The 13,264-nt window shown below is 42.5% G+C and carries 10 protein-coding genes; 4 read left to right on the top strand and 6 right to left on the bottom strand.

The window, feature by feature from the left end:
• Nucleotides 1–147 precede the first annotated feature (147 nt).
• Nucleotides 148–273: a hypothetical protein gene (locus QUA77_RS23535; RefSeq protein WP_333452838.1), complete on the top strand. Its 126-nt coding sequence runs from the start codon at nucleotides 148–150 to the stop codon at nucleotides 271–273.
• A 312-nt stretch (nucleotides 274–585) separates the two neighbouring features.
• Here the strand turns inward: QUA77_RS23535 and QUA77_RS23530 are convergent, their stop codons facing one another.
• From QUA77_RS23530 to QUA77_RS23505, 6 genes are all read right to left on the bottom strand, one after another.
• The gene (locus QUA77_RS23530; protein ID WP_333452836.1) at nucleotides 586–2,748 is read right to left on the bottom strand and encodes a flotillin family protein; all 2,163 of its coding nucleotides are present in this window, start codon (nucleotides 2,746–2,748) and stop codon (nucleotides 586–588) included.
• Nucleotides 2,749–2,890: 142 nt separating this feature from the next.
• On the bottom strand, nucleotides 2,891–3,520 hold the full coding sequence (locus QUA77_RS23525; RefSeq protein WP_333041206.1) for a response regulator transcription factor: 630 nt from the start codon (nucleotides 3,518–3,520) through the stop codon (nucleotides 2,891–2,893).
• An 85-nt stretch (nucleotides 3,521–3,605) separates the two neighbouring features.
• Nucleotides 3,606–4,637, bottom strand: coding sequence for a response regulator (locus QUA77_RS23520; protein ID WP_333041202.1), 1,032 nt, complete (start codon nucleotides 4,635–4,637; stop codon nucleotides 3,606–3,608).
• A complete protein-coding gene (locus QUA77_RS23515; protein ID WP_333452840.1) occupies nucleotides 4,634–11,263 on the bottom strand; it encodes an AAA family ATPase in 6,630 nt (2,209 codons plus the stop codon). The genes QUA77_RS23520 and QUA77_RS23515 overlap by 4 nt, the downstream gene beginning before the upstream one ends.
• Before the next feature lie 129 nt (nucleotides 11,264–11,392).
• Nucleotides 11,393–11,569 carry a hypothetical protein gene (locus QUA77_RS23510; protein WP_333452835.1) on the bottom strand — a complete coding sequence of 59 codons (177 nt, stop codon included), beginning with the start codon at nucleotides 11,567–11,569 and terminating at the stop codon, nucleotides 11,393–11,395.
• Between the two features lie 11 nt (nucleotides 11,570–11,580).
• Nucleotides 11,581–11,970: a CVNH domain-containing protein gene (locus tag QUA77_RS23505; RefSeq protein WP_333452833.1), complete on the bottom strand. Its 390-nt coding sequence runs from the start codon at nucleotides 11,968–11,970 to the stop codon at nucleotides 11,581–11,583.
• 465 nt (nucleotides 11,971–12,435) lie between these two features.
• Here QUA77_RS23505 and QUA77_RS23500 point away from each other — a divergent pair, with 465 nt between their 5' ends.
• The 3 genes from QUA77_RS23500 to QUA77_RS23490 form a co-directional block, all read left to right on the top strand.
• Nucleotides 12,436–12,663, top strand: coding sequence for a hypothetical protein (locus QUA77_RS23500; protein WP_333040262.1), 228 nt, complete (start codon nucleotides 12,436–12,438; stop codon nucleotides 12,661–12,663).
• Nucleotides 12,664–12,739: 76 nt separating this feature from the next.
• Nucleotides 12,740–13,006, top strand: a complete 267-nt coding sequence (locus tag QUA77_RS23495; RefSeq protein ID WP_333040261.1) for a hypothetical protein — start codon at nucleotides 12,740–12,742, stop codon at nucleotides 13,004–13,006.
• A 64-nt stretch (nucleotides 13,007–13,070) separates the two neighbouring features.
• The coding region (locus tag QUA77_RS23490) for a hypothetical protein (RefSeq protein WP_333452831.1) at nucleotides 13,071–13,264 on the top strand (194 nt) is incomplete at its 3' end.

Below are 13,264 nucleotides of genomic sequence, written 5' to 3'. Positions count from 1 at the left end.
GTTCGTAATTCATATTATTCAGCTAATTTTTTCTTTTATTTTACTAGAGCGCTCGCACTTTCGCAAGAGGTCTATTGCCTAATCAACTGAACAACTCTAGCGCTTATATCGAACTAATCAAAACATTTCTTCCCCGACCCATAACTGGTGACGAGGAATTCATTGCAACTCAAAAAGCGCTCGACTCTGTGGGGCAAAGGCGAACTGACTCAAGACGAACGCGACTACCTTCACGTACTAGCAACTCTGGTTTATGAGTACGAGCAAACTTGAGAACCCATACCTGACATTTACGGCATCGAACTATTAAAAGCTTTAATAGAAAAATTAACCCTGAGACAAAAAGACCTAGTTCCTGTTTTTAAAACCCAGTCTATTGTCTCAAATCTTCTCCATGAAAAGCATCAGTTTACAACGGAACACATACAAAAAATCTGCAAGTTTTTGTATGTGTTCCGGCTGTTTTATTTCCATTGCCTCAAGTTGTTGGTAATGCTGCCTAAAATTGTTTTTAGTAAGGAATTTAGTCCTTATTGACTAAAAGCTTTCACAAAGGACTTCAGTCCTCACTAAAAACTGCACAGCCTAACTCAAAGATCGATCGTCAAACGGCAATTCATCAAACCGCGAATCAATATCAGCCTCAGAATGCGCAACAGGGGAATTAGCGCGAGATGCCGACGGCTTAACAGAATTCACCTGGGCTACTGATAACTTTGCCGCAGGTTCCGATTTCTGTAGGTTAACTACAGGTAACTCCCCGCCATTTTCTCCATTTTTGCTCGTTTGATTCCACATCATCATTCCCAGCAAACCATCAACCAAACCGCCGCCGCTACCGTTGCCTGTTACCGCAACATCCGGCACAACTCGCACGTTGCGATCGCCTATAATTTGCATTAACTGCAAAGCCGTATAACCGGAACCTCCCAAAGCCACAACACCCGCGCGATAAGCTTCAGCTTGAGCATTTCCCTTCACTCGAATCGACTCAGCTTCGCCTTGAGCTTGTTTCACCTGAGAATTCGCTTTCAACTCAGAAATTTTCACGCCTTGTTCCGATTTCACCATCTCTTGTTGAATCTCAGCCAGCGCCGTTTCCCGCACCAATTGTTGCCGCTGAGTTTGTGCTAATTGCTGCACCTCATAAGTCTTGCACTGTTCCTCAGCAATTTTGCGATCTGTTTGAGTTTGCATCAACTCTGCAGGCGGCAAAATATCTCCGATTAAAGTATCAATTGCCTGCACGTCATAGGTACGCAAAGCTGCTTTTATATACTCGGCGGCTTCCGCTTGCCTGCCGCTTCTTGCCGAGAGAAAATCTAATACAGAATAAGCTTGAGCCGAATTGCGGAAATAATTGCCAATTGTTGGCTGCAAAACGTGGTCAACTAAGTTCTGCATGGAACCGACGCGGGAGATGACTTTCGGAGCATCCAAAGCGCCGACGTGAATAATCTGAGCTACTTCTAAATCAAAGGCAAAACCGTCTTGAGAACGCACGGTTAAAGACGAAAGTTTAGAATCGTAGCTGTGCCTTTCTGTTTTGCCCGACCAATTCAATACTATATTAGTAGTAGGCACTAACTCTACTTTCAAAATGCGTGTATTCAGCGGATGTTTCCCAGGATAAAGAGGAGTTACCCAAACCCCTTTATTGCCGACATTTACTAAATTTCCGTGAGTGAAAGCAGCGCCGCTCACATCTTCTGAGGTTTTGCCTACATAAGAAATAACCGCGCCGACATAGCCGATCGGGATTTCGGTCATCGGCACTTGTTCCACCCCGACAAACCAAGGATTTAAATTCCAAGAACCGGAAAGCAAAACCTGTTCCTGCAAACCGCGCCGCCCGCCGCCGCTGATAAATTTCTGCGCGTTTTGGAAGTTGTCGTGATTGGGAATAATCGGCCCTGCAATTTCGCCATCTTGGATCGGAACGCCGTCATAAGTTGTCACAACTCCCACTTTATCGGGAGCAATTTTGTACAGTTTCAACTGTTCCGCTGTCATCCCGTGTTTGGGAGCATTAGCTGCTGTAATTACCGTAAATAATGCCGTATTTATCCGATAGCTGCCGCCCGTCAGAATGCCGAGTTGGCGACCTTTTTCTCCACCGCTTTTAAGAAATTTGCGAGCATCTTGAAAATTGTCGCATTCTGTGATTTGGCCGAGTATGCGCTGCGGCGGAATCGACTCGCCGGCGGCGGCGATAATTAAAGCAATTTCACCTTGGGGAACTACAGTTAGAGACTCTTTGCGAACGTTATACTGCAAAGGCCAATAACCCCAGTGCCAACCGGGGGGCAAAGTATCAGCTTGATATCCAGCTTCTCCGTTTAAGGCAATTAAATCTCCGGGCGGTAAAGACTTGCCGCCGAAGCTAAACTTTTTACTGACAATTCCGACTTCGCGATCGCCAATTACTACCAATCCGCCAAAAAATAATGGCAGCACCAGAATAATTATCATACCGCCGATCGCGATCGGGATAAATCCCCCCGGATCGAGCTGCATTGTCTGCACGCGAACAGTGCTGGGTAACTGCCCTAGCTGGAAGCTAGAATCAGGTTTTGCGGCTAGCTGAGTCGAGGTTTGATTTGCGGGGGGGATATTGCTAGCGGCTAATACCGGCGAGGGTTTCAAACTGGTTATTGCACTGAGGGCTAAAGACGCCGAAACAGCCGCTGCAAACTGTTTTAAAATGCGGACTTTGACTTGAGATTTGGACAAAAATGAATAAAGCATTTTTTTGATGAGGGCTAATTTGTCCTAGGAGTTCCACCTTAGCCTTACTAAAAAGTTTTTACATAAAACTTAAGGTCTTATTTATCATTATTTGCCGTCATAATAGTCATATTTATCAGTAACAAAAATACCCCTCATTAAACTACAGGCTGACAATCCCCCGTTTTAATGCGGAAATCGCGGCCTGCGTGCGATCGCTAACTCCCATTTTGCTCAAAATATTGTTGATGTGAAACTTGACGGTGCTTTCGCTGATGTGCAAAACTTCACTAATCTCGCTGTTACTTTTACCAGCGACTATGAGGCGGATGACTTCTAATTCGCGATCGCTCAATTCAGGCCCACTCAGGCGATCGGCTAACTTAACACCCACTGCCAGCGGAATGTACTTTTTACCCTCAAAAACCGCCCGAATTGCTGCTAAAAGCTCCTCTGGTTCCGCATCCTTCAGCAGATAGCCCTTAGCGCCTGCTTGCAATCCGCGATAGATGTTTTCATCGCCGTCATAAGTCGTCAGCACCACAATCCGGGCGCTGGGAAACTCCGCACAAATCGCAGCAATGGCGGCGACTCCATCCATCACCGGCATCCGCCAATCCATCAGCGTTACATCGGGCTGATGTTGGCGAAACATTGTCACAGCTTCTTCGCCGTTGCTTGCTTGCGCCACAACTTTAATATCTGATTCGTGCTCCAGCAGCGCCACTAAACCTTGTCGCACAATATAATGATCGTCGGCAATTAAAACGCGAATAATATTTGATTGGTTAATCATGTTTACCCTGTTAATTTTATCAAAAAAAACTGAAGCTCTCACTACAAACTTACTATGTATGGTGCGAAATGTGCACCTTACTTTACTGGCAATTAACTGAAACTATAACTTCTGTTCCGTTTCCGGGGCGGCTGTTTACTGTTAGCTGCGCGTTAATGCGATCGGCGCGTTCTCTCATTCCCAATAAACCAAAGCCATTCCTAAAACCGATACTTTCCGTATCAAAGCCCTGTCCGTTGTCTTGCACCCGCAAAATAAACTTGGATATTTCGTAAACAAACTCAATTTTTATCGCCGTAGCTTTGGCATATTTAAAAGCATTTGTTAATGCTTCCTGCCCGATCCGCAACAGATTATTTTCTACCTCTAATGGTAGGAAATATGCCGTGCCAACCACTTCAAAAATAGTGCGCGTATCCGTATCTGATGACATTTGTTTAGCAATTTGGTTGAGGGCGCTATACAAATCGCCATCTTCTAACAGTTGCGGGCGCAAAGATTCTACGGATCGCCGCGCTTCAGTAAGACCAGAGCGAGCCAGTTCGCAGACTGTTTTCATGTGTACTTGTGCTTGTTCGGGATTGGCTGATATTACCCGTTCTGCGGCTCCCAAATGTATGATAATACCTGCAAAAGTTTGCGCTAAAGTGTCGTGAATTTCCCGCGCCATGCGGTTGCGCTCTTCGAGAATATTTTGGTCTATGAGTTGTTTAGACATCCTTCTCAGACGCAATTGATTTTCGACGCGAACTAAAACTTCTTGTTGTTGAAAAGGTTTTGTAATGTAGTCTATTCCGCCCACAGAAAAGGCTTTTACTTTATCAAAAATTTCTTGCAAAGCGCTGATAAAAATTATTGGGATGTTTTGAGTTTTTGGAGTAGATTTGAGCTGATTGCAGACTTCGTAGCCATCCATGTGAGGCATCATAATATCGAGTAAAATTAAGTCTGGTAAGTTGGCATTGATAAAGTTAAGAGCTAATTTCCCACTGGGAGCCAGGTGAACTTTATACCCAGCCGCCGATAGTATCCCGCTTAAAAGTTTTAAGTTCTCAGGACAATCATCAACAACTAAAATACTTTCGTGGCAGGTAAAACTGAGGTTTTTGTTCATGTCTCATCCCTCAATGTGTGTATTAAATTTAGCAACTGTTCGTACTGAAAATTTTTAATGCAAGCTGCGCTTGCCCTAGCTAAGGGCTGATTGATTTCGCGAATTTGACTGATGACTGCTTGCATCTGTTCGACATCGAGGTTGCTAATGGCTTGCTGGAGATTGGCTACTAACTCCGGAGGCAATTCAGAAAAAGCGGTTTTTGTCAATACATTTATTTCATTTTCTGTGAAATTGGGCGCAGCATTTTGTTCTTCAAAAACGAATTGCACTCCGATATGTTTGTGCAGAGCATCAAATATATTTGCTTCTCTAAACGGTTTGCAAATAAAATCCTCGCACCCGGTAGAAAGGATAAGAGCTTTCTCTTCCTCAAAACTACTTGCTGTTATAGCAATAATTGCTGTTGCTTGACTTTCGATACCCCCGCCGCCGTTAACAAGGGGGGATCTTGATGATGCTTTGGCTTTAATTTGTTTGGTTGCTTCATACCCATCCATCACCGGCATCCGCATATCCATAAAGATTAAGTGCGGCGAATATTGCTCCCACTTTTCTATTGCTTCTCTCCCATTTTTGGCTTCGTAGACTTCTAAACCGATCGCGGAAAGCAGTTTAAGTAGCAATTGGCGGTTGTCAAAAGCGTCGTCTGCAACGAGAATTCGATAGCGGGGTTGATTCGGTGCGATCGCAATAACTCGTCTAGTTGGCTGTTCCCGTTGGCGATCGGTACTTTCAACTGCATTAACTTTAATGTCAAATTTGAAGATAGTACCGCCTCCCGCACGAGAACTGACTGTCATTTCACCTCCCATTAACTGCACAAAAGAACGTGCGATAGTTAAACCTAATCCTGTTCCTTGTTGCGATTCTTCTCCTGTTTTTGTTTGCACAAAAGCTTCAAAAAGCTTGTCTAATTCACTACCATCAATTCCCTCTCCCGTGTCTTCTATCTCAAAGCAGATTTGCCGATCAAAATCCTGATTTTTAATTTTCACATAAATGCCACCTTTCGATGTGAATTTAATCGCGTTAGAAATCAAGTTAATCAAGATTTGGCGCAATTTAATTTCATCAGTTTGCACATATTGGGGAAGGTCTGACATCCGTTCGACTAAGAACTGCAATCCCTTATTTTCGGCCGGCAGTTGGAACATATTTTCGATGTCGTCCAGTAGGCGGTGGAGGTCAAAATTTGTCGGGTTGAGAGTCGTGCGCCCCGCTTCAATTTTGGATAAATCTAATACTTGGTTAATCAGTCCGAGCAAATGTTCTCCACTGCGGGTGATAATATCCAGGTGTTCTTGCTGTTCCTGCAATAGGTTAGAACCGCGATTCAACAGTTGGGAAAAACCCAGAATTGCATTGAGGGGAGTCCGCAATTCATGGCTCATATTTGCGAGGAATGTGCTTTTTGCTCGGTTGGCTTCTTGTGCTGCGTGTTCGGCTCGTTGTCGCTCGATAATTTCTCGCTGGAGTTCGAGAGTGCGATCGCTCACTTGCTGTTCTAAAGTGCGGTTGTAATCAGCTAAAACTTTTTCTGCTTGTTTGCGCTCGGTGATATCTTGAAATGTGGCGATCGCATAATTAATTTTACCTGTTTCGTCAACAATTGGAGTGCTAGAAACCTCTAAAGAAACAATCTTATCAGGTCGGTGGAACTCGATATCATCTACTTTGATCGTTTCACCCGCCAGAGAACGCACGATTGGCATTTGTGCGGTCGGATATAACTTGTTAGTTCCCGCTAGATAAAGTTGACAAGCTTCTGCTAGTTTCTCAGTATTTGCTTCGGGTATTGTAGGAATAGCACTTAGTTGATGTGCTGTCTGATTTGCGTAGGTAATTTGCCCGGTGGTGTCATGCACGGCTACCCCAATTGGCATAGCGTCGATAAATTGAGTCAGTCGGTTTTCGCGTTCCTTGACTTCCGCGTAGAGTTTAGCATTGGTAAGTGCGATCGCCGCTTGTCCCGATAGCAATTGCAAAACTTCTAAACGTTCGGGAGTAAAAGCTTGTGTCGTGAGGTTATTTTCGAGATAAACAATAGCAGCCAGTTGACCTTGATTCATCAAAGCAGCACACAAAATAGATTTGGGCTGACGAGCTTTGATGTAAGAATCATTCGTAAAATTGCCTTCACGAGGGGCATTATTTAAAACCACATTTTCTTTGGTTCGGGCGACATAATTGATAATTGTTTCGGAAAGTTTCTGGCAATTTTCAACTGGTTCAGATTGCAGCACCGTTATCCGTTCGTCGTTCACTGCACCTTCAGCTTCAATCAGCAATTTGCCTTGACTTTCTAAAAGTAAATACCCTTTTTGAGCTCCGACATTTTCAATCAAAATTTTCATCAATCTGGACAGTAATTTATCCTGTACAATTTCCCCAGCAATTGCTTCAGAAGCTTTCATGACTGTAGCGATATCCAAGGAAGAACTAGAACGGCTGTTCGTAGTAGATGTAGTTGAACTTTTTTTACTTGCAGGTCGATCGAGCGTAAATAATTGCGGATATCGCGTTTCTAAATCTTTAACTTTAGCCTCCGCACCCCAGAGTTGATAGCAGTAACAGGATTCCTGCATATAAGCTTTGGCTGTTAATTCTTTCCCCCTGGATAAATAGAACTTGGCAGCGAGTTCGTAAGCGAGAGCGGCTTCGTGGATGTACTCGTTTTCTTTGGCGAGGGAGATGGCGCGATCGTAATAGTCGATTGCTTCCACAACTTGACCCAAAACTTCACTCCGAAGTGCCTCTACTAAATAAAATTTATGCAAGTGATTCATGGGAGCATGATGCGCCCACGTACGCATTTTCTCTTGGCTGCTATTCACGCGATTCAGTATAGCATTTCGTTCCGAGTTTGAAGATTTATTAAATATAGTTAAATGCGCGAGAGAGTCATAAAAATAAAAAATAGGAACAGCAACCATTCCTGTCACACCAATTAAATACTGTTCTGCTATTACTGCATTATTTGCTGCCTGATGAGCTTCATCAAATAAATAGTATAAAATTAATTTATTTAAATAAAATAAAGCTAAACCTTGTTTATCTTGAGTAGCTTGATGTATAGATAAAAACTCGTCTTCATTGTAATTATCACTATTTAAATCAAGAGTATTTTTAGATTTTTTTTGTAAATTACGAACAACTTGTAAATACATTAATACCCAATTAAAGCTACTTTTTTGTCGATTCTTGCTAAGAATTTCACAATAATTTATTATTTCCTGTTCTAGTGCCACAAGTTCATAACCCATTGAATATGAATTAAAGCAGCGATCGAATAAAGCATAACCAATAAATTCAAAATCTCCTGTTTCCACTGCACTATAATAAGCTTCAAGTAAAATTTCTCTACTTTCTTTTAGATGCTTTTTCCAATGTATAATGTGATTGCCAAAAGCATCTAAAACTCTAGCCTTAACTTGGCGAGCATTAAAGCGTTCTATTAACTTTAAGGCGAATTGGGAGAATTCATAACCTGCCTCAATATCTACAACAATTCCACACAAAACAACGCCGTAGGCTGCATAAGCAAAAGCAGACCAGATTGAATTTCCGTATTTGATGGATAAATTGACATTAGCTAAAACAATTAGTGTCATTAAATCAGGATTAGTTAAATAGGTAGTACCTATCATTCTTGAACAAATAAATAAAGCGGTTCTAGCTTCTGGTTGCGTCATTTCAGGCAACTCAAATAATTCTTTTATTTTCCGTCCCTTTAACAGTGTATTTGTTTCTTCAAAACCCTTTTTAATATCCTCAAATTTTGGCTGTTCTGGCAAATTAATTCCTAATAAATTAAGAAAAAATAAACCTGTTTGCACTCCTTCTTTAAAGTTACCCTGAGACATATGAGCTTGAATAATCACATCGTAAATTTTTGCTTTTGAAATTACTATTCCTGTAGATTTTAATGCAATCTCTGATAACTTATTCATTATGATAAAATTACCTATTAGATAGGCTGTCTCTACTGCTTCTTCATAGAGGCACAAAGTTAAGTTATAGGAATTTTTCCAACTATCTGTACTCAACATTTTTAGACCAACATTAAAATGCTCAAACGCTGCTTCATAAGCAGTTGATGCTTTAGCCTTTTGACCTGCTATCAGGTTTAACTGAGCCAGTTCATCTCTTTCTCGCTGATGGGAAATTAGATCGCAACCGAAATTTAGTTGATTGACAATTTCAAAAATTTTTTCTTCTGTAAAATAAGCATTTGGACTGTCATCTACGAGGCTATTTTGCAGCAAAAACCGCCCAATTTTTTGATGCAAAATCGGCTTATCCTGTTCGGAAATTAGCGAATACGCCGCTTGCTGAATTCTGTCATGGACAAATTTGAATTCTAGGAATTGGGACTTGGGTAATTTCCCTGCAATTTCTAATTCCATATCTCCCATGTTCCCCAGCAACACGACTAAATTTTCAGCAACGGCTGCGTACAACTCATCCGCCGTTTGTCCCACAGATTTTCCGCAAAGTGAGGCGAGGGTTTTCAGATCGAATTGATTGCCAATGCAGGCTGCTATCTTTAACGTTTCCTGCGTATTCTGTGACAGTTGTTTAATTTTGCCAGCCATCAATTCGACAACATTATCAGTGAAATTTCTCGCTTGAATTTTATCTAAATCCCACTGCCAACTCCCCTGGCTCCCCTCTTGGTAAGACTGGTCTGTTTCATTCTCTTGTATGGGCAATCCCCCCGTGGTTGCCCCAATATCTGAAAGCCCTGTAGGGGCAATCTCCCCACGCGCAGCGAAGCTATCCCGTAGGGAATCGCCCTCGTCTATCGGCTGGGCGGACACGGGGGCACCGCCCCTACAAAACCCTGGTTTTTCTGAGAATGAAACAGCCCTGGAGGTAAAGTCGAATTGTAATAGCCCTTCTGTATAAAGCGATTTGAGAAATTCATTCATAAAGAAAGGATTCCCACCCGTTTTGAAAAAGACTAACTCGGCAAGGGAGTTGACTCTTGCTTCCTGACAATTCAGGGCATCTGAAATTAGTTGAGTAACAGAGGCTAAATCCAAAGGTGACAGGAAAATGCGATCGACATTTGCCCCTGTTTTGATAATCTCTGCAATCGTTAGCATTAACGGATGAGCTGCAGAAACTTCGTTATCCCGATAGGCCCCAATTAAAAATAGTCCCGTTGACGAAGCGCCGAGCAGCAGTTGCATCAGTTTCAGAGATGCTCCGTCCGCCCACTGCAAATCATCGATAAATATTGTCAGAGGATGTTCTGGTTTAGTAAAAACTTTAATGAAGTTTTGAAACACAAAATTAAAGCGGTTTTCCGCTTCTGTCGCACCCAATTCTGGCGGCGCGGGTTGCTTGCCGATAATTAATTCAATTTCGGGAATTACGTCAATAATGACTTGAGCGTTGATTCCCAATGCGTCTAATAATTTTTCCCGCCATTCTTTAAGTTGCGCTTCGCTTTCTGTTAACAGTTGTTTGGCTAAATCCTGAAAAGCGCTGACAATTGCGCTGTAGGGAATGTTGCGCTGATATTGGTCAAACTTGCCGGATATAAAATAACCGCGCTGTTGAGTAATCGGTTTGTATAATTCTTGCACCAAAGCTGATTTGCCGATACCAGAATATCCCGAAATCAGCATCATTGAACTTGTGGCACAGACATCTTGGCATTGTTGGCTTACTTGTGCAAAAGCTGTCAGTAAGCTATCTATTTCTCGCTCTCTGCCATAAAGTTTTTGTGGAATTTTAAAACGGTTAGAAATATCTTGACTCCCTAGGGTAAAAACTGATATATTGTTATGGCTGTGTAGTTGATTTAAACATTCTTCTAAATCGGCTTTTATTCCGATCGCACTTTGATAGCGCTCCTCAGCATTTTTTGCCATCAACTTCATGACAAGATCGGAAATAATATGCGGAATTTCAGGATTCACCTGAGATGGAGACAAGGGCTGTTTAGCGAGATGACTGTGTACTAATTCCAGCACATCGTTAGTGTCAAAAGGCAGTTGGTATGTCAGCAGTTCGTAAAAGGTAGCGCCCAGGGAATAAAAATCTGTGCGGTAATCTAAACTTCGATTCATTCTGCCGGTTTGTTCCGGCGACATATAAGCAAGAGTTCCCTCTAAAATGTTGGGATTTTTTATGGTGTAATTCTCCCGCGTCAACTGCGTGGAAATGCCAAAATCGATAATTTTGAGTTCGCCGCTAGCTGGATTGAAGACAATATTTGAAGGGTTAATGTCTTTGTGAATGATGTGGACGCTGTGAATTTGTTGTAAACTTTCTGTGGTGGCGATCGCAATTCGCAAGAATTCTGCAATACTAAATTTTTGCTGCTGCATCCAAATTTTCAAAGATTCGCCGCCAAAATCCTCGACAAACATCACCAGCGTGTTTTGATATGGCTGCAAATCATAGGCTTTTATACAGCCACTCAGATTCAGAGATTGTGTAATTTTATACTCTGTGCGATAGCGGGCGAGTTCTTGGGGCGTGGGATAATTTTCTTTGAGGATTTTGAGGACAACGGGGAGACTGTCGGGTTGTCGGAATGCTCGGTAAACCAGGGAGTTTGCGCTTTCGTAGATGAGCTCTGTGATTTCAACGCCCGGAAGAGTCAGCATATTCATACCGCTGTCAACTTTGCAGTAGAACATAGCATAAATTTGCTCCTCACACCAGAGGTGCGTGAGCCATCAGTGGATTTTAGATTTTAGATTTTAGATTTTAGATTTGACTCCACATCTGAGATTTTAGATTTTAGAAGCCAAGACAGGCTTCCCAGTCAATACAGCTTGTTCGATAATGTCAGCGGCGCGCTTGACTCCGCCCGATCGCCCGATCGCCTCTTGCATCTCGATCGCCCTTTGTTTATACGACTCTTGGGTTAGGACTTTCACAATTGCCGATCGGACTTTAGGAATGCTCAATCCTCCTATAATTAATACATTAGCTTGCCATCGTTATTATTAATTCCCAGTAATGTGACAGAAAAATGCCGATAATCACCGCTAGATGTGCGGCAATTGGCAGAAATTTGAGCTCCATTAATACCGAAGTCTGTGCAAGTTCGGTTGAACGTACTTGCTTCCCCAATATTGCCTTGTACCAGTTGTCCATTTTTATTATGAACCCCTTGAATGGTAATGGAAGTGCGCTGATTCGTACCATTTTTTTTGTTACAAGTTGCAGATAATTGAGCGCCATTGATTGAAAAATCCGTGCAACTGGTAGCAAAGGTACTTGCTCTTTGAGCATTTGTCGGCTGCTGGAAGATGGAGAGCGATAGTACGATTGAAACAGATAATCCCGACAATTTAATTAAGTTCATGGTCTTTTTTATGATTTACTATTTTCAGCGTAAGATAATAACCCTAAAATGCTTCTAGCTTTTAGTTTAGTATGAAATTAGCCAAATAGTCAGCTTGCGACTCAGCCTCTGTGAGGGAAAATCCTAAACTTTTGGCTAGGTGTCGCCCTAAAATATAGGCTGTTATTGCTTAGACAAGACTTACGGAGGGATGGAACGCAGGCTTTACTCATTGCACAGAAACGGAGTATTACCAGTCTATAGTTCCGTGGGATATTCGATACCTAGCCCAAAGTTCAGGTAATCTCCTCAACTAAAGGTGAGTTAAATATCTGTTGTTTTTATAGGTTCAAAACTCTACTTTGAGGTAGCTACTTTAGCCAGGAAATTTTCTAAACTAAATTTACGCATAGGCCAGCACTAGCTTAGCTGGAAAAAAACAAATAAGGAGTTACTTCCTTCACCGAAATAAAAAGGAGCAATCAGATGGACAGCACTAATCAGTTTTCCCGAGAACTTGAGCAAGATTCTGCCGTGCAACAGCAACAGTCGCCAGTCAATTCTGTTGCTGAAGAATTGAACGATACGGAATTAGATGCGATCGCAGGTGGTCTTACGTTTTTCGATTGGAGTAAGCTCCAGTGGTACGGTCCGACCGAGAGAATTCCGACCGAGCATTTTGTTAGCCACATAGCGGGTAAAAAGGCTGGATAGGAGGCAACTTTACTCGGAGTTGGTTCGATCGCTTTTGGAAGCAAATTTCACTAATTATCGAAGGAGTAAACATCTGATGGAAAGCAACAATCGATTTTTGCAAGAAGTACCCTCCGAGTCGTCCGCAATCACAGCATCCGCACCGGACAACTCAACTAATCAACAATTGAGCGACTTGGATCTCGATGCGATTGCGGGCGGCTGTTCCGATATGGCCGATCGAGCTCGGGCTGCCGGTATCCCGGTTATCACAGCCAGTGGTCCAAGGCCCAACATTTTTGGTCGTGGTCTGCCCATGAACTTAATTGAAGAAATGCAGTCCTATTACGGACAGCAGAAATGAGCTGGTTGTAACTAGAAGCGATGGCGCTTCTGCTGAGTTTAAACATCCAAGGAGAAAACATCTGATGGAAAGCAACAATCAATTTTTGCAAGAATTACCATCCGAGTCGTCCCAAATCGCAGCATCAGAATTGGAAAATTCAACTAATCAAGAATTGAACGACTTGGAACTAGATGCGATCGCGGGCGGTATGCGTATTATCACAGCCAGCGGCCCAAGGCCAAAATTTGCTAGTGTTAGTGGTTTCTCCATGTACGG

Source organism: Microcoleus sp. K5-D4, assembly GCF_036704575.1.
GTDB lineage: Bacteria > Cyanobacteriota > Cyanobacteriia > Cyanobacteriales > Microcoleaceae > Microcoleus.
Note: the sequence above shows the minus strand (reverse complement) of the source record. Positions and strands in the feature narration are given on the sequence as shown.